Below are 20,267 nucleotides of genomic sequence, written 5' to 3' on the forward strand. Positions count from 1 at the left end.
CCCGATTGGAGAGACTGAACCGTACTTGTTGAATGGCAAGGAGCCGCTGACGTGAGACGAACGGCTGATGGACGCGAAGCACGACCCCTGCTGGATCTAATCGTGCGTTGAGGCTCATAACTCCGCCAAGATCAGTGGCGTGTGATCCAGGAGCGATCTGGGTGACTAGTTGTTGCACGTCGGGGTTGTCCAGTAACGGGCGATCAGGATTTGAAGGATCATCCTTCCACCATTCCAACAGATGTGAATGTTGATATGAGTCCATTGAGAGGCCGTCTCCATATGCAGTCAATTTCAAACTCATCATTATATGCGATATGCAGGTCAAATCAGGCTCTGCATCAGCGGATTCTGTATGTGTCTTGAAATATTAGTTGATATCGCCAACGTAGAGTGGAGCCGATGAGGAAATTCCTTGTCCTTGCTCAAGAAGGAAGGGAATGAGTGTCTGGGGGTAGAAACGGTAGATTGCCAATTGCCCCAGCGGGAGCCATTCAACCCCTTCTTGATCTGCATCGGGAGCCATTCCCTCGAACGTACGCGAGAACTCGTCGATGGTGCAGCGAAAAAGATGACAGACCACGTGAACGTCCCCTTCGAGGTCGGCGTTCTCATGATGTTTTCCAATGTATTCACGCACCCACAGCAATGGGCCAACCACAATGTCACATCCCACTTCTTCGAGGACCTCTCGTTGAAGTGCCTGTACCAAGGTTTCTCCTCCTTCTTGTCCACCTGTTGGGAAACTATACAAGATACCTTTTTCGTCACGTTTTTTCACGACCAAAAGGTTTTCATCTTGAATGATTACAGCCGCAACACTACTTCGTGGATACATCTTCTTCTCCTCCTCATTTTTGCTTTCCTCTTTATTGAGGACGAATTTTAAGCGGAAGAGTATCAACAAGTGGTCATCATCGAGAGTCTGTAAAATTCGAATTTACAGACAAAGGATAAGCTGAATAACATGAGCCATGATAATAATGCCAGAATAACGAACCTATCACATCTTCTGAGATGCACTTAAAATCCCTCCTCACACTCGGCTCTGGCTAGTGGCCTCGCCAGATCAGGCGGACCGCTTGATCTTTCGCGGGCTTGAGCCGGGCCGAGGATTTGAGCAAGATCGGAGAAGTTTTTTTTCTTGCTTGGTAATATACTCTCTATATGCAACCGAATAGTTGCCTGTCAAAAAGAAGAGAAAAGTGGAGTCATTCACAAGGAGGAAACACCATGACGATTCCTGATTGTATTGAACGAATTGAAATGCTGCCTGTCTCGCGCGAACGTGTCTGGGACGCCATTACGAAGCCGGAACAATTTTCACAATGGTTCGACATAGTAAGGGATATCGATTTTCGTGTGGGGGGCACGATCAACTTCACCTGGGAGAACGAGCTTTCTCCGTATCCCGCCGTGATTGAAAAGATTGAGCCGCCCCAGTGTTTTGCCTTTCGTTGGGCTTCCTACGCCTTCGGTCATCCCGAACTCAAGCTTCCCCCAACTGCCACGACGCTGGTGACTTTTACCCTCGAAGAGGTTGCGGAGGGGACGCGCTTGACAGTGGTCGAGTCTGGCTTTGCTTCTCTGCCAGACGCCTTTCAGGCGCAATCGCACCAGGAGAATGTGGAAGGCTGGCAGAGCGAACTCCCTAAGCTGCGTCTGTACCTTCAGAGCACCATTTCAGCAACCTAGCCGAGGCGGGCACCCACCGTTGGCGTTTGCTCCTGTGTGGTGTTTTCAGGGTCGCAAACAGGAGAGGGGAACATGCGATGACAGATTCACAGACACGCCTGGTCTTTGTGGCTCTGGCAGATCCAACGCGCCGTTTGTTGCTCGAACAGCTCTGCCAGGAGGGGTCTGGGACCGCAACGAGCTTTGCTGCACGTTTACCAATCACCCGCCAGGCCGTGACCAAGCACCTGACGATTCTGGCTGAGGCTGGCCTCGTGACAGTCCAGGAGGTGGGTCGAGAACGGCGGTATCTGCCACATCCAGAGGCTTTGCAGTCCGTCACGACCTGGATTGCGACTATCGAAGCACGCTGGGATCAGCGTCTGGCTGCTTTGCGGAGCTATCTGCTCGATGAGCCGCGCACGCCATCCACCTCGGAAGAAGAGCATGCCACAATGGCACAACATCAGGAAAGGATGAATGAATATGACCCAAACCAGGGATAATCAACACTTCACTACGACCTTTTTGGTAGACCAAACTCCAGAAGAAGTTTTCAATGCCGTCATCAATGTGCGCGGATGGTGGTCACAAGCCATTGAGGGGAGGACTGACCAGCTCGGTGCTCAGTTTACATACCACTACCAGGATGTTCACCGTTGCGCCTTCAACATCACCGAATTCGTGCCTGGCAAGAAAGTCGTCTGGCACGTGGTGGACAACTCCTTCAGCTTTGTGAAAGACAAAAACGAGTGGATTGGGACCGATGTGGTCTTTGAAACTGCCAGGAAGGGTGATCAAACGGAAGTTCACTTTACGCATGTTGGGCTTGTGCCTGCATATGAGTGCTACGACGTGTGCTCGGACGCATGGAGCTCGTACATCACCAAGAGTTTGCGCGACCTCATTACCACGGGCAAAGGGCAGCCCAACCCTCTCGAAAAAATCGTGAGGAAAGTTCGTCACATGGAGGCGATCATGAAGGATGAGTCGAAGAACGCAGAGTTGCCCGGGGCCGCCGGCCTCGACACCTCTGCCCTGCCTGCGGTGGTGGATCGGGCCACCTGGCAGGCAGAACTGGACAAGCTGCGAGTTCAGGAAAAGGCGCACACCCGTCAAGGAGATGCCATCGCGGCGGCTCGACGGCGGCTGCCGATGGTGGAGGTGGACCCCACCATCCAACTTCTCGGCCCGCACGGACCAGTCACGCTGCTGGAGGCCTTCGAGGGCCGAAGGCTTCTGATCGCCTACTATCACATGTGGCACACTGGTCAACCCGCCGCAGCCCAGTGCGAGGGCTGCACCAAATACAACGGCCAGGTTCGGGAGCTGTCCTATCTGCATTCCCGCGACGTTACCTACGCTACGTTCTGCCAGGGTCCCTACGAGGAGAGCATCCGTTACCGCGACTTCATGGGCTGGGACGTGCCGTGGTACTCGGTGCAAGACTCCGCCGACAAGCTGCTGGCCGGGCGCCAGGTCGGCATGTTCTACCTGGTGTGCTACCTGAGGCACGGCGACAGGGTGTTCGAGACCTATTGGACCAACGGGCGCGGCGTCGAGGTCATGTCCCCTAGCTACGGTCTGTTGGACATGACCGTCTACGGACGGCAGGAGACGTGGGAGGACTCGCCCGCTGGCTGGCCGCAACGGTGGGGGGAAAACACCAGCGAACCCAATGCCTACCGCACCAATGGACGGCCCATCGCCCAATGGTCTCGGCTGGCGGCTGGACGCTCCGACGACCTCGGCACTGGCACCACTGCCACCACCCCACACGGCAGCTCAAACCAGCCGTGACCTCTCGATCAGCACCGACACGGTGGTGGCGTGCAGTGCGGTGGCCAGTTCCCTCTCTCCATTCGAAGCAGAAAGGAGGCCAACTCCGTGAACCGGTCAGGGGAGGCACTGAACCCGAGCTAGCCTCCGGCCTTAAACGAGGCTGGCCGTGATCAAAGGGGAACAGTTCATGAAGAATAGGTGTACGATGCATATGCAGTTAGAACGAGAGCATGTTCTTTTTCTCGCGCCGCTGCTGATCCTGGCCGCGGTGTCGTGGGCGCTGTTGATCTGGCAGGCCGGTATGATGAATGGTATGGGGCTCACCATGGGCATGGGAATCAGGGTGTTCCTGGCAATCTGGGTGGTCATGATGGTCGCGATGATGTTTCCCGCAATAGCCCCGATGAACCTGACTTTCGCGCGTGTTCAGCGTGAGAGGGGAAGCTTCGGGCTTGCCTTTGTCCCAGCCTGGATCTTCGTTGGCGCATATCTGCTGATCTGGACGCTCTTCGGGGTACTGGCTTACTTCGGCGCGAACGCCGCCTCGGAGCTGGCTCGAACCGTTCCCTGGCTCCTGATGAATGCGCCCCGGATCGGCGGCGGCATCCTCGTGCTGGCTGGGATCTACCAGTTCACGCCCCTCAAACGCGTCTGTCTGGCGAAATGCTGCATGTGCCAGCAGTCCCTTCTTGAGGGATGGCGGGACGGTCGCCTCGGCGCCTTTCGCATGGGCCTTTCGCATGGCCTCTCTTGCCTGGGAGCGAACTGGTTGCTCTGTGTGCTGCTCTTTCCTGTGGGCCTCATGAATATCGCCGCAATGGCCGTGCTTACCGCGCTGATCTTCGTGGAAAAGGTTTTTCCACAAGCAGAGCGCATTGCCTGGATAGCGGGCCTGGCCCTGACCCTCTACGGCACGCTTGTGATCGTCGTGCCTGCTGCGCTCCCAACTTGGGGCACAGGCATGTAACGGGGAGGCTCACAGACAACTGGGGGAGCGGGACGAGCCAAGTGACCAGTTGGCACTCGTGTTGGCGTGACGCAGATGGGAGTGCTGCTCTCGCGATGTTCCTTTCACGCAAGTGCCGACATCTGTCCCAAAACTAATGGGGGGTTCTCATTGACACGAGAGCCGAAAGGCATGACACAGAGTGGCTTCAATGTTCTCTTTTTCGATGGGCAATGACTTTCATCGTGCCAATTTCGTTGGTGGGCCTCATATGCCTGATTGAGCGACAAGTGCATGCTGCTTCTTTTCCTGGAAACTTCCTCCTCGACCGGCTTCACCTGCCAAAAGCCTGATCGAGGAGGAAGCTCCTCTGCTTCAAACGTGAGGAGGTGACATGTCGATTCTCTTTGTGTCGCAGCAAACCAAGGTTTTTGATACATCTCATCTACAGAAAGATAATACGCTATTATATCTGCTAACTGATACTTTTCTTTTCTCAGTCTTGTTTTTGAACAGGGACAACTTATTCCTGCTGACCTCTATACGTTATCCAAAGCATACTATGTTCATCATGCATGTTTCCATCAATCTTCTGTTGATGCTAGTATTTCTGTATATCTTATGCGATATGGTGATACGCTCCTTTTCTGTTCATACGGCCTGTGGAATATCGCTCGTGATCCCATCATTGAAGATATTCTCAATCTTTATACACCTGATGATCCTGCATCTGCGGCTGATGTGCTGCTTCAGAAGGCATCGGATGCTGGTGGGCCAAATAATATGAGTGCGATAGTCGTCTCGATGTTACAATCACAAAGCCCGGAGCAAAGTTCTGGCTTGCATGCTGTAGCTATTCCAGCTGGCCTTCATATTCCCCTACGTGATGCGTAACGAGACAGACCTTGTAGCAAGCAGAAGTCAAATTATGCCTTTATTCGGCCTACACATCTTCCCAATGGTCTCTGTGCAGTGACACGACACTCCTCATACACATTTGAGTACATGAGTACCCTGAATCAGCAGAACATGACTATTTCGAGCCACGGAGGGCACCGATGACATACTTTCACCATCGTAAGTTACCAGACTTATTCTACTTTATTAGCAGGGCGTCTTCTACCTGACGAAATTGGCTTTCAATCTGATCGGCTTCAAATTTGGTACAATCACACCACTGAAGCATGGGTTGATCCTTTACCTCATGCACATCGAGAGAGCGACGAATGCTTCATCATTTTACAGGGAAGCGTGATTGTTGAAGTAGAAGGAGAACGATTCACCATTGGTCCTCGCGAGTTTTGTTGTTTCCCCATTGGGATATATCACCAGATTGTTGAAGTTCATCCTGGTTTTATTCAATTTTTGACATCTCAAAAGGGAGCGAGCGTAATTCCTTGAAGTGAGCATCAAAATAGGCATCACTGCCAAACCATTGAAAGCCGTAGAGAGGTCCTTTTTCTAGATTTACGGCCATGAAATACACCAGCAACAGCATATGCATCGTCGGGATGAACGCTAAGGTCTCCTCTGTCACTTGTCGCTTTTCTCGATAGCCCTCAAGAAACGAGAGCCACACTTGTTGCCTCTCCTCATCAGTCCTGTCCTGACCCATAGCGCTGCCATAAGCGCCCGCCAGATCAAACACTCGCCATCCTGGTCCGCACAGATCGAAATCGAACCAGGTGACACGATCACCCGCAAGGGTAGCATTCGCACTAAAGGCATCTCCATGAATTGGTCCCCAATCCAGATGATTGCCTATGGGATCAGCAAAGCACATGCGGATCTCATTGGCAATATCGAGAAGATAATCCCAGTCATCAATGCGCTGTTTGAGGAACGGCTGAAGTTGCGCAAGAGATCGATCAAGAAGATATCTTAGATCAAGAGCAGGGCGCTCATGGGTGCTATCAAAAGTATCCGCTGCAGTATGAAGCATGGCCAGGCTTTGTCCAAAGTAAATGCTCTGCTCTGCATTTCCCAGCGGAAAGGGCTCAGGGACACGGCCGGGAGCTGCGGTAAAAAGCACGACGTACCGCCTTCCTTCAGGAACCGAGATCGGCGTGATCAATAGACCATCGGGACGTGCAATGGGAAGAGAGACGGAGACACCCAACTGCGCAAGATGGAGCAAAAGGTCAAGTTCATACTGAATGGCTGAGAGTGTATGCCGATCAACTCCGTAGATACGCACCATATAGATGCTATTTGTGGTTGTCGTAATGCGATAGGTATCATTCCATCCCATACGAATGAGGGTGCACCCTGCAGCTTCAAGAAAGGGATAGACGGTTCTTACCAGCGAAAGGACTCCCTGTGCCGCTAGAGTCGAGTGAGTCACAGGCAGGGAAAACGCTTTTTCTGTTATATCAAAAGGGAGAGGCGAGAACGCGTTCTCTGGCATGGGCATAAAGATCTCCTTCAGGTAAGAACCAGACCAATACACTGGCGTAACTTACAGGCTGCGTTGCTTTACCCCAAATAGTGGTCGCACTGCAGCCTTCCCTTTCCTCCAACGCTTCTTTCTGGACCTATGTGGTTTGAATTGAGGCAACCTCCTGCAGCCCCAATTCCTGGATCGACGTCTCGCGCATCAGGTATTTCTGTATCTTGCCTGTCACGGTCATGGGGAACTCCTGCGTGAAACGGATGTAGCGCGGGATCTTGTAGTGCGCGATCTGTTCCCGACAGTATTCCCTTACCTCATCTTCGCCCAGTTGTTCGCCGTCGCGGACCTTGATCCAGGCGACGATGGCCTCGCCGTATTTGGGATCAGGCACGCCGATGACCTGCACATCGGCGATCCTGGGGTGGGTGTACAGGAATTCTTCAATCTCACGGGGATAGACGTTCTCGCCGCCACGGATGATCATGTCCTTGATGCGGCCAACGATGTTGACGTAGCCCTTTTCATCCATGGTGGCCAGGTCTCCAGTGTGCATCCAGCGCGCCTGGTCGATGGCTATTGCGGTCGCCTTGGGATTGTCCCAGTAGCCCAGCATGACGCTGTAGCCGCGCGTGCAGAGCTCTCCGGGTGTCCCCAATGGAACGATTGCACCGCTAGCCGGGTCGACGATCTTGATCTCCAGGTGCGGATGAATCTGCCCCACGGTGCTCACGCGTTTCCCCAACGGGGAATCGATGCGGGTTTGTGTTGAGACGGGTGAGGTTTCCGTCATGCCCTCAGAATGCATATCTCCACCAGGCTCCTCTTCCGGACTAACAATAGCCTCAAAAATAGCCTGTGGATCGGCAGACAACAACCAGAAAGCGTGAGCCATCTTCTTCTCCCTACGGCAAATCTCGATGCCCTTGCAGATGTAATCTAGAGATTGTACCGGGTCAGGGGTAACGCTCAAATCTATCCAGCAGGCATTTTTGGGAAAATCAGTTTTCATTGGAAAAGCCGGGTCACTCTTAATGCCCCACTGTTTTAAATACGAATAAATAGATGCCATTGTACGCGTGGGAACCTGCATTAATAAGTCTGTCAGAAGTGTGCAAGTAGGGTAAACGCGGCGAATAATCTCAATTTCTTGCTCTGTAAATTTCTTGTCAATCTGAGCGCCATTGGCGCGCCAGACAATTGCTACATCTGGGCGTGGATTAATAATATCCCGCCACTCGACGTACAACTTGAACCAGTGAGGCGTCAATGGTTCAACCTCCACCTTATAAGTGAGCTCATCTATCAAAAACTGTTTCTTCTCCCAGGACAACTTCGGCCATTTATCATCAAAATTCGAGAGCACATCATAAAACTCCTGTATCTCTTTTTCCGTCTTAACGTGATTTACCGTCTGCTGCTTATGCTCCAGGGCAGCCTTTTTCTGGTTCAGCGACTTCATACTCACAAGTATGCCTTTTACCACCTGCTCATCTTGCTTCTGATCCCCTGTTTTAATCTCATCAATCAGTGTCAACCTCTTATGGTAAGCTACCAGCTTCCTATCGATCTCAGCGAGTTGGTCCTGAATAGAAATGCACTCACCAGCCTGCTGTTTCGCAACCCTGGTAAGGTGTTCTTTTACCCTATCCGCAATATGTAAATCAGCCTTTATAAGCATCCGCAAGCGAGAAATAAATTCCCTATCCAGTACATCCACATATATAGAAAAAACGTGGTCAGACATAATGCCATGCTCTTTCCGATATGCTTTATAGAGCCATCGTTTTAACTTCGCCTCCCACATGGTAGAAAAGCCAGGAGCAATGGAGCATCGAACTTTTCCATGTAACAACGCTTCAGGCTGTCCGTGTTTCTTACGCACCTGCCTGTGACGTCGCTCCCTATTCTCCGCCAGAGGCTCTCCTTGCAGTGTATACCCACTATGATACTCGTAAGCCATGCGAAATAACTCTTTATCAACCACTGCTGGATGATTATCCCAAATAATAAAAGCAGCCTCTGGATTATTTTTATCCTTGATCGTCCATGCACCTATGAGCGCTAAATTAGTAAACCAGCTGTAAATAGTTCCAATATCAGTGGGCTTGTACCCTAATCCTGGAAAATATTTCATCGGCGTGATTATTTCGTACATTTTTAAATCGTTATCAGATGGATCAGGAAAAAGGTAAGGCAGGTCACTAATTTCTCTGAACAAAGCCGGAGCCGACCATCCCAACTCAAATCCCCTCTCAAAAACCCATTTCATCTTCTCCTGCCACGGCGCATAAAGTACCGGCTTGCGGATATCCTTCGGCGCAAATCTTTCCATAACCAGACCAGGAGGGAGGTTCCGTCCATCATAGCCACCCCGAAAGCTTTTATTAAGCTTTGCAGATTGCATATAAACAATCGGGCCTCTCAAAAAATTCGCGGCTTCGATCATCTTATTCTGAAACTTAACTACATGGTCTGGATTTCTAAAATTGTAGAACTTTACTGCACCATACTCATCTAGCTCATCTGAAGCTGTAAAGGGAGGAACGAATAAACTTATCCCCTTTTCCTTGCACTTGGCAATAAAGGGACCCCATTGGTCGCCTTCCAGATTTCTAAATAACCTATCCTCGCGAGAGACGATAATCTCTCCTATGCGACGAAACTCACCATTCGGCAACATCATGCCTTTTTCCATATCAGACCACAATCGATTAAATTCAGGGCGCTCATCAATACGCAGCTTTCCACTCTTACCAGCACCTTCATCGTACACAACAATATAGTCCTCATCCTCCTGCCTGCGCAGTCGAGTAGCGAACACGCGCAAGCCAAGTTGTATACGACGAGACTCCCCATACTTTTTATCAGCTCCTTTACCTGATTGCCTGATATAAACAGCCGTCAAGCGGGTCTGATCAATTTCTGGTAACTCAAACGTATAATTTTGTTTCTCTCGGTTTTCCAATTCCTGAAATTTAAATCGTCGCGGCTTGGTCATTCTTATTACTTACCCTCTCTAACAGCGCAAATAATTACAAAATATTAACGATATCATATTTAAAATTTAAAATTTTAAATATGATATCGTTAATATTAATAGATAAGAATACGAAAAGTCAAGTACATTTAGTTCCTTCGCGCAGTGAATTCATGGGCATAATTCTCAATATATTTAATCAGTAATTCCTTCTGCTCTTCGCTCAAATACGACATCGCTAATCTCAAATCCATCCCTTAAACCTCCAGACAGAGAACTCTAGATGAAAAGATATATTTTTACATCACAGAGCTATGGCCTTACGATGCTTCAGTAAGCCTAGAATAGCCTGCTTGAGGCAGAGAATGGGGCGAGAGTTTTGATCCAGAAAAAAGAATATTTTTAAGGAAATTTATCTATGAGATTGTGTAATGCATTAACACAATCTCATAGTAGAAGGTTCTGTGTATCTATTAAGCGCGCTTTTGAGGCGCATTAACGAGTAAACTCAGTGTCCCTACATATAAGACAGTCTGGTTATGAGCGTTTATCTCCAGACGGTAATGTTGGGGTGCAGGCCTTTTCAAGACTTCCCAGGTGGCGTAAGCATCCTGGATTTTCTGCCAGAGAGGATAGGAGCCGTGGACGTCACCAGCCCATTTGCCGTTCAGTTGTTGGAAGCGAAGGATCGTACAGTGTTTGGGATTGTACAGATAGATATAGGTGACGTCGCCCATGATTTGTCGGCTGATATGGGTGTCTGGGAGAAACCACTGCAGGAACCAGCGGTAGGAGTGATTTTCGAAGATATCAGGAAAAGGTGAGTTGTTAGCCAGGGGGAATAGCTCACGTCGTGGCTCCAGGAGCAGATTTTTAACCGTATCAAAGGATGTTTGAGGCAGCTGTTCTGTGATTAGAGGCATGAAGTGTAGCGGTCGCTCTTGGAAATGTCCGCTTATGTTGCCGTCTTGCGCTTTTTCCATGATCAAAAATCCGCTGGCGAGCGAGCCGTGCAGGTCGGTGACGAGACGTCCTCCTGGGCCGAGTTGCTGGGTCCAGGCTGGCGGTATAAGAGGGACGCTAGCAGTGGCGATAATGCGATCATATGGAGCGTGCTCAGGGTAACCTCGATAGCCATCTCCAACGACGACATTGACTAGTCCAACTGTGCCCAGCAACGCCTGCTGCGCCTGTTGGGCCAGTCCTTTGTCGATTTCGATACTCGTGACCAAGCGGGGGTCTCCGGTGAGCATGGTCATGATGGCCACATTATAGCCAGTTCCTGCACCTATCTCCAAAACGCGTTGTCCTGGTTTGATATCGAGTGCTTCGAGCATGAGTGCCATGACAGTTGGCATCGAGCTAGACGAACTGGGCCAGCCGCGCTCATTCACCTGTGTAACCAGCGCTTCATCGCTATAAACGATTTGCATATAGTCTTGTGTGTTTGCCGCGTCGTATCGCGTCCATTCCCTTCGCTTTGGAGCCTCGTCTCGTTCGTAGAAAAAGGGGACGAAACGTTCTCGGGGGATGGCCTCGAAGGCTTTGCGGATTGCTGCTGTTTTGATGACGCCTTTGCTCACGAGTTCATCGGCCAGGTACTGGCGTGCTTCTGCAGATGACTGCGTGGCGCTGTTGAAAGGGAAGGTACTCATAGGCGATACTCCTCTGGTTGTGATAAGAGATTGGCCATGGCTTCCTTTAAGTGGAGTTGTGGCACTTCTTTTTGGAGCCAGTAAAATTGTCCATTGGGATTCAATTCGAGCCATACGTACTCGCCTGCGGGTGTGACGATCAGGTCCATTGACGAGTATTGTAGCCCAAAGAAGCGGACCAGGTCGAAGAGCTTTTGTGCGAGGTCATCCGGCAATTGGTGGGCGCCGTAGGTCAGGTTGGGGTAATCGCGCCGGAAGTAGATGCGCCCATGTGCTGTGTGCTGGGAGTGGATCTCTGCCGCAAAGATCTGTTGTCCGATGATGATCACGCGCAGCTCGAATGCTTTCACGACAGCCTCCTGGAAGAGGTGGGCTGTGACGCGTACTCGTTTGAGGGTGTGTTCGTCAATGTATTCAGGTCCTACTTCGTTGGTATACAGGTAGCTCTTGTCGTTGCCCTCGATAACGCCACGAGCGACCGATTTAAGAATGATGCGACCCTGGCAGGTTTCATAAAAGGTTTTGACCTGTTGTGGGTCATTCGTGACCAGGGTGCGGGGAATCTGCAAGCCAAGTTGTTGGGCGGCTGTCATCTGGAGCGGCTTGAGATCGGCTCTTCGGATGGCATGATAGCGGCTGACCCAGAGTGTATGCGTATCCTGTAACTCGGTACTTTCCAGGATGCCCAGAAAGCCTCGCTGGGTTTCCAGTTCGAGGAAGTTTTGCTCGCCAACTGTATATTCAGAAGGAGCTTTATAGAACGTGGGGCGGCGCCACCAGATGCCGGCCAGGGTATCAAGGGCAATAGTCTGCCCTTGATACTCGAACGTTCCATCCAACAGGCCTTGCTGATCAAGCGTGCATGAGGCGGTGATGCCGCCTGGAAAATCGGCGACATTGCAGCAGGTGACTCGGACACCGCGATGCTGCAACTCCTCAATCATCATGGTGGCGTGGCCATCGGTTGGCTGTGTGAGGATCAACACGTGACTTCGCATTAGTAATCGTCGTCCTCTCGTGAATTGGAGTCAGCGATGAGCCCGGTTTGATCCGGGATTTCATCCGGATCATCTGTATCGTCGGTCTCATCATCCTCCTCTTTGCCGTCACGATTACTTTTGTAGGCCGTCGGATAAATGGACTCGTCGCGTGGACCGAAACGGGGTGGGGTTTCGGCGAAGAGTAGACTAAAGGGCAGTGGTCTTTCAACGGGCTCGCTGGTTTCAACTGGAACCGATGATGCTGGAAGCGTTGTGTTCATCTCTTGTGCTCCAATCTGCTTATTGTCTCTTTCTATGATGGATGCACTACAAAGTTGCTTACCTGAGGTGACCTTCCCGGTGCATGTTGTCGCAAGGGTTGGGGTGGAGACTGTGACAACATGCACCGGGAACACAGACACAACATGGAGTACGGTGCCCAGGGGTTGGGCGAGGCAAATACTCCATGTGACGGCTGTGTCATGCACACTCTCCCGTTCTGTTCTTTCTCTCCTCACTGCGCTCTGTGTCTGGATGATGGCATCCAGGCGACGGGATGACTCCACCGAATGTCATTCAAGGTGACGCGTTGGTGTGTGTGGCGAGAGAATGTGTTCATGACTGTGCGGGCGACATGTTCGTCAACGAAACCGCCGATTTCAACTGCGTATGATTGTGCCAGGGTCACACCTGCCTCACGTGCCAGTTGTTCGGATGTGATGGTGGTGTTCCTGCGCAATTCGAGCAGAGTTGGTTTGCTGGCGTGCTTATCCATCGATCACGCTCCGCTCATAGATCTCACACATGGCCACAATCGACTTTTCATCGCCAATCACATGGGCCAACTGTTCCTGAGCACATTGCAACTCTATATGCTTGCGGACAATAAAGGTGTGCCTGGCCGTTCCCGCCGCGAGTCCTGAAAGTCCCTGGTGCATGGCAAAGCAAATCGACTCGATCTGCTGCCGTAACACTGCAACCTGGCTTCCTGCCATGAGAAACCTCCTTTGTTTTGTGGTGATCGTATTCTCTGTGTAGAGAATACCCAGGATAGCGCCGCAAGTAGATAGCGCTTTGATGCCAGATGTTGACTTTTTCGTGATATGGGCTGTTTTATAGGTGATTTTGTGCTACACTTTTTCTATGAGATAGAACGTGAGGTATGAGTTATGAGCCGTGAAGAAAAACAGCCAAACGAGAAGCTCAAATATCAGCGCGAGATCCGTGGCTGGTCGCAGAAGAAGATTGGCATGAGTATTGGGACCAGTAAAGAGATGGTGAGTCGCTGGGAGACGGGTGAAAGAGCACCAGGCAAGTTTTATCAGGAAAAGCTCTGCACTTTATTTCAGCTTTCCGCTATTGAGCTTGGCTTTTTAGTGCCACCAAAAGCGGCTGGAGGGTCTCTCGCCTCCCAATCAGAGCCTTCCGCTCTGCCTGTATCAGGACAAGATCAACAGCATAGAGACATAACAATAGATACTGGAGGACCTGTTTTGGATCTTTCGCGTCGGCATGTGTTGAAAGGTATGCTCCAGGTTGCCTGTACGACGCTGGTTCTTTCCCCGTATACCATGCTTCATGCCGATGCACTGCATCGACTCGATTATTATCTCACACGTTCTTCTGGTGTTGATACGAGCGTGCTAGATGATCTTGAGGACGTCACGCAACGCTACTGGAAGCTTAGCCAGAATTTTTCATTTGAGGTCTTTAGTGGCGTCGTTGGTCACTTTCAGACTGTCACCGCTCTATTGCATCGTTCCCAGCCTTTAGGTACAGCACAACGACTCTCAGAGATTGCCGGAGAAGTGGCTCAAATCATCGGGAAAATTCTTTTTGACTTTCATGAGTATGATCTGGCATGGTCCTATTATGCTTTCTCCCTCAGCGCTGCCCAGGCAGCGGGTAACCATGATTTATGGGCTGTGGGCCTTGGTCGTATGAGCTTATTGAGCATAGAGAAACATCAACCACAAGATGCACTCACCCTCTTAGTTGCCAGTCAGAAGCTTGCTGTCCAACAGAACGGTACTCGTGCTTGGTTAGCTTGTATCGAAGCCGAGGCGAATTCACAGCTTGGGGACCTTGAGGCATTTACCAGAGCGATTGAGATAGCAGAAAATATCGCTCCCGATACAATCGTCGACAATGATAGGTATGCCACGGGTTTCAGCCCCTCACGTCTGGCTGGCTACAAGGGATCAGGATATCTCCAATTGAAGAAATCCGAGCTGGCGCTTGGTGCACTGCAATTTGCCGAATCTCTGTTGACCTCTTCCTCTTTGCGGCGCAAATCAGTTATACTGGCTGATATGGGAACTGCTTATGCTGGCCTCGGCGATGACCAGAAAGCCTATGAGGTCGCCTGTCAATCATTGACCATTATTCGCCATGTGCGATCGTTGAGTTCCCTGCAACGCATCTATGCCTTACGCACGGCTCTTCAGCCCTGGGAAACGGCTGCCTGGGTGAATGAGCTGGATCACCATATCCACGAAGTTTACAAAGAAATCACAGCGGAGCCTGTTGCTTCACTGTTGTAAGGAGTGCTATGGTTGTTTCTCGCAAGCCAGTTCTCTACATGATCGTGTGTGCTGCTCCCCCTGCTCAAACAATCGACGATTTTATTCGACACGTACAACAGGCTGGTTGGGATGTCTGTGTGATTGCCACCCCCCAGGCCACGCGCTGGATTGATAAACCCACCTTAGAAGCAATTACTGGCCATATGGTTCGCGTCGACTACAAACTGCCAGGAGAAGGTGACCCTCTCCCCAAAGCTGATGCCATCATCGTCATTCCGGCCACCTTCAACACTGTCAACAAATGGGCAGCCGGTATCGGAGATAACCTGGCGGTCAGCCTACTCTGCGAAGCACTCGGCAATGGGCAGATCCCGATCCTCCTCATCCCCTGCGTCAAGATGGATCTCGTGCGCCACCCTGCCTTTGCCAGGAGCATCGCTCTCTTACGTGACTGCAACGTTCGTATCTTACATGAACCGGAGCGCTATAAATCCCCTCAAATGGTACCCTGGCAGGAAATCCTCGCTGAACTGCAGTTGGTATACCATGCATATGAGAAAGCACGATAAAGGATCAAAACGAACGCATATGATGATGCAGGCATTTATTGAAGAATATATCGAGATAGAAAACAATCCCCGATACCATCATAAGCGCAATCGGTTGATGACCGAACTGCTCGCCCGATATCCCAACCTTGAGCAAACTTCTTTTGACGACCTCCTCATTATGTTGGGTCAGCTCAAAAGTAACCAGGCAGATATACGTATGCCTCTCTTTGCACAGTTGATCTATCCAGTCCTGGTGCGCGAAATTGAGTCGGGAAATGCGCAGGCGATAAAAGTGATGTTGGAGTATCCCCATTCGCTTACTTCCTATAATATGATGAAGAAGACCTATGATGGGTATACGACGCGGACATTAATCGATCGGTATTTGCAACACGACCCGGATGACCGTGAGGTGCTGTTGAAGAAGCTTATCTATCTCGCCGATGTGCTCTCTAATGCAGTGCATGAATTGCCTCTTGGCGTGCTCTATGGCATGGATGGTGCCACCGTGGATGGATGCCAGAAGTTGCTAGAGCGCCTGGAAGAATATAAGGTGACCTGCCAGAAACTTCATCTCGACCGTGAGGCAGACATCCATTATTGTGCTGCTCACTTCCATGGATACCGAGACTACCTCCTACACCAGCATCTGTATCAGAACTACTCTGACTACATTCAACAACACCAATTAGAACTCCGAACGACGCGTAATTACTATTTCAAGTCGTGATACCCGCAGCCTTTCATGGGCAATCGATTTATCCAGTATGGTTACGAGAAATCGATTCAGGTAGCTTTAAAAGATATATTGCTTCAAAGTGGTGTTGTAAGCGATCTAAATGTGGCTTTGTAATCTCCTTTTTATACCAAGAGAGCTACTCCAATAAACTTTTATCTATTTTTGTATAATATGGCCTTCCACTTTGCTTTTCAGATCGTCCTGTATAAAGAAAATGTCCATAACGATGGACATACAAGTGATTTATTTCAGCGTTATCTGGCTCGATAGTGACACGCCATGCTTGATCTGGTATTCCTTGAGGAACCTCCCAGATTCTAAAACGAAGAAAAGCTTCTGGATCATCATGATCGTATTGCTCTGCGTCAAAAGGAACTGTGTCGATCCTTGTTACCTGCGCTCCGCCATCACTCTCGTATGCTTCTTCCACCCACATAACCGCTAAATTGTAGACGAATAAAATGAATGGATCTGTATCATCTCCATAGAGAAGAGGTTTGAGTGTTTGCTGTTGTGTATCATCGCTAAAAGGATGATTATAGTCAAAGGGATTATAATCTCTTTGACGTCGATTTGTTTCATCTTCTGGGTCAGTGGGTCGAAGTATGGTTATATTATCATTGAAAAAGCTTGATTCCTTTGGTTTACGCACGGTTTGATAGAGGTACGATTCGTATTGATGTAAAAACGTAAGCAAATCATAGGTAGCTTGGGGGCTTAAGACTACTTCCTCTTTCAGCTTATTATTGGTTAAGGCTAATGCTCCATGGGCAAATAATTCAGCCTGATACGTACTGATATCAAGAAAAACTCGTATAGGTTCGTATTCAGTCATTCATCGACACCTCTATATAAACTACCTTGACTACATTCTATAGCGCCCATTGAAACTCTGAAAGATGTGCAACTATTATGTTAATCAGGCGCTATAGAATAGCCGAGCGCTTCCTATGCTTTGTGCTATGTTTGTCGTTGGAACATCCAATAATCGATTTGTATCAATTTTTGCACCTGGCCATCAGCTTCAACGACAAATTCGAAGACACCCCATTCGGAAGCGAAGTGTGTATTATCAATAGGAATACAACGCACTTCATCATGTATATCAGTGTTGCAGATCGAGATCACGCTCTCCGACAAAGTGACCTTGTAGGTACGATCAGCGGGACGGCTATACGTCCCTACATATTTTTCCCACAATGTCGGATTAAGTGCCTTCACATTTATAACGACACGTGTCCAGGGAGAGGCATTAAGTACAATATATGTTGCTTGCCCACCTGTGAATGGGAGAAAGCCAACAGTTAACGGGGGATCGGCATCACAAACATCATATAAGTCATCTTTTACTGCCTTAAGGGTTTGCCATGAGCCACCATTGATACTAAGGCAAAGCTGATCCTCAACAACCTGGAGCGTAGCGATACCCCCCTCATTATAGACATAGTTACCGACATATGTTGGCCAGAGCAAGGAATTTCCTTTTCCATGAGTCTGTATAACAGATTCAGGTCGATCCAACAGAAAATCATAAAGATAGTCAAAATAACTTAAAAAAGAAAAAAACCTGTAATTGCATACAATTCATCAAAGCAATAATCGCAGAACCTGTCTCTGGCTCAATGCGCAATTTACACCAATAGTTCCCAGCAGAACCATGATTGCCAAACCAGTATGCGCCATTATGTATCTCAGACATAAAGCCCAGGCCAGCACTGCTGCCATACAGCCCGTAAGTTGTACTAGGTGGAACAGTGTGCATCAACTGGATTGTTTCGGCGGATAACAAACGTTGCCCCTGGAAGACACCTTTATGCAAGTGCAACAGCACAAAATTGGTCAGATCAGCGCTACAGGACAAACCCAATGCCGATGGGCGAAAGGCAGCATTGTCAGGAAAACGGTGGATCACGAGTGGTTGCCCATTCTCATTCAGGTAGTGACCTAATGCAAGTGCATGCGTCATAGCAATCGTTGGATCAAAAGTTGTATGTCGCATATCAAGAGGTTCAAAGAGGATTTCTTGCATTACATCCGAAAAGGGTTTCGCCGTCACCACCTCCATTAAAAAAGCAAGCAGATTGACATGCAAGCCACTATAGCTTGGAAAGATACCAGGCGGAAGCGTAAATGGGTACTGTGAAAAATCTTCGCGTATTGATGTGCCAAGAGCATCAGCGTCCCTATGCCCATACACACGAAAGATATCGGCCAGACCAGCAGTATGGTCAAAGAGCATACGTACCGTAATGGAGTTTTCTGCACCTGATCGACGAAATTTAATCCAAGGAACATAGTCTTTTACAAGACGATCAAGTTCGAGCTTTCCCATTTCGACGAGGCGTAGTGCCGCCGTGCATGTTAGACCTTTAGTGATAGAGCCGAGCAAGAAAAGTGTCTGAGGAGTAATCGGTACGCCACTTTCTTCAACACTCGTCTTTCCAAAACTCCTGGCAAAAATAACGTGATGGTTCTGCAGAAGAACGAGTGCGGCACCTGGCACATGGGATCGCTCAAAGTCATCCTGAAATCGTTGTTCAAGTTCACGAATGTCCATAATACACCTTTGCAATTATTCTATTAAGGCTAATTCTTAGTATTACAAGTTATATGATACAACAATAACTTTTATATAACATTTATGCAAAGTAAATTAACGTGGTAGAGCTACATTAACTGGTGAAATGCGAGGGGCTTGAAAAAATCGGAAGCCATTGGCATGATGTGTTTATGCAAAAAAACAACACAGACAAACCAATGGACCCGTCGAAGCAATTTTGCCCGAATTCGACGTGTTGCGCAAGAGGTCAAAGCGGAATGGGTACCATTCGCATTCATGACCGAAAACGAGAGCGCTATCGCTGTACGATCTGTCGCAAGACCTTCAGCCAACGCACTGGAACGATGTTTGAAGGATTGCGCAAACCAACGGAACTGATTATCATCGTAGTGACTTTACTGGCCTATGGATGTCCAGTGCAAGCCATTGTTCATGCCTTCGGCTTAGATGAACGAACGGTCGCCTCATGGCGAGATCGAGCAGGCGCGCAGTGCCAGCGTGTTCACCAGGGACTCGTTGAAACCACCTCGCTCGATCTCGTCCATGTTCAAGCTGACGAGATTCGAGTGAAAGGACGCAAGATCATTGCCTGGATGGGATTAGCGATGATGGTCTCCACTCGTTTGTGGCTGGCAGGAAGGGTAAGCGTGACGCGAGATCGTGAGCTCGCTGATGCGCTGATGCAACAGGTGCGACGCTGTTGCCAGGATCTCAAAGCCGTGCTGATCTGTACAGACGGATGGGGCGCGTACCCCAACAGTATCAAGAAAGCATTTCGAGAGAAAGTGAAAACGACGATGGGACGGGGACGGGCGCGTTTGCAGGTCTGGCCGCAGTTGCATATTGGAACCGTGATCAAGCGGAGTGAGCACAAACGGGTCGTCGAGGTGAAGCGTACCTTCTCGTATGGTCAACAGGAACATGCGATGCAGCTTCTCGCGAGATCAGCAGGAGGGAGTGTCCTCAATACCGCCTTCATTGAACGGTTGAATGGCACCATGAGACAACGCCTGGCTACCTTAACTCGCAAGTGCCGTCACGCTGCTTGTCGCATCGATGCTTTGGAATATGGAATGTATTTGATCGGCTGTACCTACAATTTTTGTTGGCCTCACCAAGAGTTGAGCAAATCAACGCATTTGGGTAGGGCATGTACGCCTGCCATGGCCAGCGGATTGACCGATCATATTTGGAGTCTCTCTGAATTGTTAACGTACAAGCTTGCTCCTCCTATTTGGATCGAAGCCAAACATCGAGGACGGCCGCGAAAACAACGCGAGCCAGAACGTGTACGCTCCCATCGCCCCCGACTTCGACTTCGAAAAGGGCATTTGTGCTCAGTCACCAGTTAGTGGGGTTCTACCAATTAACGTTCAGCTCTGTATCTTTAATGTATATCTTTGAGTATAACATTTTTTACTTTAATAGTCTAAAGCTTTGCCAAAGTCATGTAAAAACTCAAAAAAGCCTTTACAACTTGTTTATG

General features: G+C 49.5%; 21 protein-coding genes and 1 pseudogene. 10 read left to right on the forward strand and 12 right to left on the reverse strand.

Annotated features, from left to right (window positions below):
- Together JMI88_RS36125 and JMI88_RS36130 are read right to left on the reverse strand one after the other, a co-directional pair.
- Positions 1-265, reverse strand: a 265-nt coding sequence (locus JMI88_RS36125; RefSeq protein WP_201366896.1) for a hypothetical protein, incomplete at its 3' end; no start/stop codon positions are given.
- A gap of 105 nt (positions 266-370) precedes the next feature.
- Entirely contained in the window at positions 371-838 is a 468-nt protein-coding gene (locus tag JMI88_RS36130; protein WP_201366897.1) for an NUDIX domain-containing protein, read from the reverse strand.
- A gap of 395 nt (positions 839-1,233) precedes the next feature.
- Here JMI88_RS36130 and JMI88_RS36135 point away from each other — a divergent pair, with 395 nt between their 5' ends.
- From JMI88_RS36135 to JMI88_RS41005, 6 genes are all read left to right on the forward strand, one after another.
- The gene (locus JMI88_RS36135) at positions 1,234-1,695 is read left to right on the forward strand and encodes an SRPBCC domain-containing protein (RefSeq protein ID WP_201366898.1); all 462 of its coding nucleotides are present in this window, start codon (positions 1,234-1,236) and stop codon (positions 1,693-1,695) included.
- 77 nt (positions 1,696-1,772) lie between these two features.
- Positions 1,773-2,180, forward strand: a complete 408-nt coding sequence (locus JMI88_RS36140) for an ArsR/SmtB family transcription factor (RefSeq protein ID WP_201366899.1) — start codon at positions 1,773-1,775, stop codon at positions 2,178-2,180.
- Between the two features lie 472 nt (positions 2,181-2,652).
- Complete coding sequence (locus tag JMI88_RS41000) at positions 2,653-3,474, forward strand: DUF899 family protein (protein ID WP_201366952.1); 822 nt, start codon at positions 2,653-2,655, stop codon at positions 3,472-3,474.
- 385 nt (positions 3,475-3,859) lie between these two features.
- Complete coding sequence (locus JMI88_RS36150; protein ID WP_236023216.1) at positions 3,860-4,423, forward strand: DUF2182 domain-containing protein; 564 nt, start codon at positions 3,860-3,862, stop codon at positions 4,421-4,423.
- Between the two features lie 600 nt (positions 4,424-5,023).
- Positions 5,024-5,296 (forward strand): hypothetical protein, encoded by a 273-nt coding sequence (locus JMI88_RS36155; protein WP_201366901.1) that lies wholly within the window; start codon positions 5,024-5,026, stop codon positions 5,294-5,296.
- A gap of 264 nt (positions 5,297-5,560) precedes the next feature.
- Positions 5,561-5,803, forward strand: coding sequence for a cupin domain-containing protein (locus JMI88_RS41005; RefSeq protein ID WP_373323998.1), 243 nt, complete (start codon positions 5,561-5,563; stop codon positions 5,801-5,803).
- On the opposite strand, the gene JMI88_RS36165 is transcribed toward JMI88_RS41005, so the two are convergent.
- The 7 genes and pseudogenes from JMI88_RS36165 to JMI88_RS36195 all read right to left on the reverse strand — a co-directional run bounded on the left by JMI88_RS36165 (position 5,757) and on the right by JMI88_RS36195 (position 13,401).
- On the reverse strand, positions 5,757-6,809 hold the full coding sequence (locus JMI88_RS36165; RefSeq protein ID WP_201366902.1) for a phosphotransferase enzyme family protein: 1,053 nt from the start codon (positions 6,807-6,809) through the stop codon (positions 5,757-5,759). The genes JMI88_RS41005 and JMI88_RS36165 overlap by 47 nt on opposite strands.
- Before the next feature lie 127 nt (positions 6,810-6,936).
- Positions 6,937-7,587: pseudogene (locus JMI88_RS41010) on the reverse strand (AMP-binding enzyme); the annotation flags it as partial.
- Between the two features lie 2,657 nt (positions 7,588-10,244).
- Positions 10,245-11,426 (reverse strand): rRNA adenine N-6-methyltransferase family protein, encoded by a 1,182-nt coding sequence (locus JMI88_RS36175; protein WP_201366903.1) that lies wholly within the window; start codon positions 11,424-11,426, stop codon positions 10,245-10,247.
- Complete coding sequence (locus tag JMI88_RS36180) at positions 11,423-12,424, reverse strand: MvdC/MvdD family ATP grasp protein (RefSeq protein WP_201366904.1); 1,002 nt, start codon at positions 12,422-12,424, stop codon at positions 11,423-11,425. The genes JMI88_RS36175 and JMI88_RS36180 overlap by 4 nt, the downstream gene beginning before the upstream one ends.
- The gene (locus JMI88_RS36185; RefSeq protein WP_201366905.1) at positions 12,424-12,687 is read right to left on the reverse strand and encodes a hypothetical protein; all 264 of its coding nucleotides are present in this window, start codon (positions 12,685-12,687) and stop codon (positions 12,424-12,426) included. The genes JMI88_RS36180 and JMI88_RS36185 overlap by 1 nt, the downstream gene beginning before the upstream one ends.
- Before the next feature lie 233 nt (positions 12,688-12,920).
- Positions 12,921-13,181: a hypothetical protein gene (locus JMI88_RS36190; protein WP_201366906.1), complete on the reverse strand. Its 261-nt coding sequence runs from the start codon at positions 13,179-13,181 to the stop codon at positions 12,921-12,923.
- Positions 13,174-13,401, reverse strand: coding sequence for a hypothetical protein (locus tag JMI88_RS36195; protein WP_201366907.1), 228 nt, complete (start codon positions 13,399-13,401; stop codon positions 13,174-13,176). The genes JMI88_RS36190 and JMI88_RS36195 overlap by 8 nt, the downstream gene beginning before the upstream one ends.
- Before the next feature lie 174 nt (positions 13,402-13,575).
- Between JMI88_RS36195 and JMI88_RS36200 the strand changes: the two genes are divergently transcribed.
- The 3 genes from JMI88_RS36200 to JMI88_RS36210 are packed head-to-tail and all read left to right on the forward strand — an operon-like array spanning position 13,576 to position 16,212.
- A complete protein-coding gene (locus JMI88_RS36200) occupies positions 13,576-14,949 on the forward strand; it encodes a helix-turn-helix domain-containing protein (protein WP_201366908.1) in 1,374 nt (457 codons plus the stop codon).
- 8 nt (positions 14,950-14,957) lie between these two features.
- On the forward strand, positions 14,958-15,500 hold the full coding sequence (locus tag JMI88_RS36205) for a flavoprotein (RefSeq protein ID WP_201366909.1): 543 nt from the start codon (positions 14,958-14,960) through the stop codon (positions 15,498-15,500).
- Positions 15,501-15,519: 19 nt separating this feature from the next.
- Positions 15,520-16,212: a hypothetical protein gene (locus tag JMI88_RS36210; RefSeq protein WP_201366910.1), complete on the forward strand. Its 693-nt coding sequence runs from the start codon at positions 15,520-15,522 to the stop codon at positions 16,210-16,212.
- 145 nt (positions 16,213-16,357) lie between these two features.
- Here the strand turns inward: JMI88_RS36210 and JMI88_RS36215 are convergent, their stop codons facing one another.
- The 3 genes from JMI88_RS36215 to JMI88_RS36225 all read right to left on the reverse strand — a co-directional run bounded on the left by JMI88_RS36215 (position 16,358) and on the right by JMI88_RS36225 (position 18,778).
- Positions 16,358-17,056 (reverse strand): hypothetical protein, encoded by a 699-nt coding sequence (locus tag JMI88_RS36215; RefSeq protein ID WP_201366911.1) that lies wholly within the window; start codon positions 17,054-17,056, stop codon positions 16,358-16,360.
- Positions 17,057-17,181: 125 nt separating this feature from the next.
- Positions 17,182-17,694, reverse strand: a complete 513-nt coding sequence (locus JMI88_RS36220) for a hypothetical protein (RefSeq protein WP_201366912.1) — start codon at positions 17,692-17,694, stop codon at positions 17,182-17,184.
- A gap of 67 nt (positions 17,695-17,761) precedes the next feature.
- On the reverse strand, positions 17,762-18,778 hold the full coding sequence (locus tag JMI88_RS36225; RefSeq protein ID WP_201366913.1) for a serine hydrolase domain-containing protein: 1,017 nt from the start codon (positions 18,776-18,778) through the stop codon (positions 17,762-17,764).
- Between the two features lie 260 nt (positions 18,779-19,038).
- Here JMI88_RS36225 and JMI88_RS36230 point away from each other — a divergent pair, with 260 nt between their 5' ends.
- Positions 19,039-20,133 (forward strand): hypothetical protein, encoded by a 1,095-nt coding sequence (locus JMI88_RS36230; RefSeq protein WP_236023030.1) that lies wholly within the window; start codon positions 19,039-19,041, stop codon positions 20,131-20,133.
- Positions 20,134-20,267: the final 134 nt, after the last annotated feature.

Source organism: Dictyobacter formicarum (assembly GCF_016587435.1).

What these genes read in the sequence shown, in the direction of transcription:
- JMI88_RS36130 (WP_201366897.1), bottom strand. Translation starts at nt 838, where the DNA reads ATGTATCCACGAAGTAGTGTTGCGGCTGTAATCATTCAAGATGAAAAC.
- JMI88_RS36135 (WP_201366898.1), top strand. Translation starts at nt 1,234, where the DNA reads ATGACGATTCCTGATTGTATTGAACGAATTGAAATGCTGCCTGTCTCG.
- JMI88_RS36140 (WP_201366899.1), top strand. Translation starts at nt 1,773, where the DNA reads ATGACAGATTCACAGACACGCCTGGTCTTTGTGGCTCTGGCAGATCCA.
- JMI88_RS41000 (WP_201366952.1), top strand. Translation starts at nt 2,653, where the DNA reads ATGAAGGATGAGTCGAAGAACGCAGAGTTGCCCGGGGCCGCCGGCCTC.
- JMI88_RS36150 (WP_236023216.1), top strand. Translation starts at nt 3,860, where the DNA reads ATGAACCTGACTTTCGCGCGTGTTCAGCGTGAGAGGGGAAGCTTCGGG.
- JMI88_RS36155 (WP_201366901.1), top strand. Translation starts at nt 5,024, where the DNA reads ATGCGATATGGTGATACGCTCCTTTTCTGTTCATACGGCCTGTGGAAT.
- JMI88_RS36165 (WP_201366902.1), bottom strand. Translation starts at nt 6,809, where the DNA reads ATGCCAGAGAACGCGTTCTCGCCTCTCCCTTTTGATATAACAGAAAAA.
- JMI88_RS36175 (WP_201366903.1), bottom strand. Translation starts at nt 11,426, where the DNA reads ATGAGTACCTTCCCTTTCAACAGCGCCACGCAGTCATCTGCAGAAGCA.
- JMI88_RS36180 (WP_201366904.1), bottom strand. Translation starts at nt 12,424, where the DNA reads ATGCGAAGTCACGTGTTGATCCTCACACAGCCAACCGATGGCCACGCC.
- JMI88_RS36185 (WP_201366905.1), bottom strand. Translation starts at nt 12,687, where the DNA reads ATGAACACAACGCTTCCAGCATCATCGGTTCCAGTTGAAACCAGCGAG.
- JMI88_RS36190 (WP_201366906.1), bottom strand. Translation starts at nt 13,181, where the DNA reads ATGGATAAGCACGCCAGCAAACCAACTCTGCTCGAATTGCGCAGGAAC.
- JMI88_RS36195 (WP_201366907.1), bottom strand. Translation starts at nt 13,401, where the DNA reads ATGGCAGGAAGCCAGGTTGCAGTGTTACGGCAGCAGATCGAGTCGATT.
- JMI88_RS36200 (WP_201366908.1), top strand. Translation starts at nt 13,576, where the DNA reads ATGAGCCGTGAAGAAAAACAGCCAAACGAGAAGCTCAAATATCAGCGC.
- JMI88_RS36205 (WP_201366909.1), top strand. Translation starts at nt 14,958, where the DNA reads ATGGTTGTTTCTCGCAAGCCAGTTCTCTACATGATCGTGTGTGCTGCT.
- JMI88_RS36210 (WP_201366910.1), top strand. Translation starts at nt 15,520, where the DNA reads ATGATGATGCAGGCATTTATTGAAGAATATATCGAGATAGAAAACAAT.
- JMI88_RS36215 (WP_201366911.1), bottom strand. Translation starts at nt 17,056, where the DNA reads ATGACTGAATACGAACCTATACGAGTTTTTCTTGATATCAGTACGTAT.
- JMI88_RS36225 (WP_201366913.1), bottom strand. Translation starts at nt 18,778, where the DNA reads ATGGACATTCGTGAACTTGAACAACGATTTCAGGATGACTTTGAGCGA.
- JMI88_RS36230 (WP_236023030.1), top strand. Translation starts at nt 19,039, where the DNA reads ATGGGTACCATTCGCATTCATGACCGAAAACGAGAGCGCTATCGCTGT.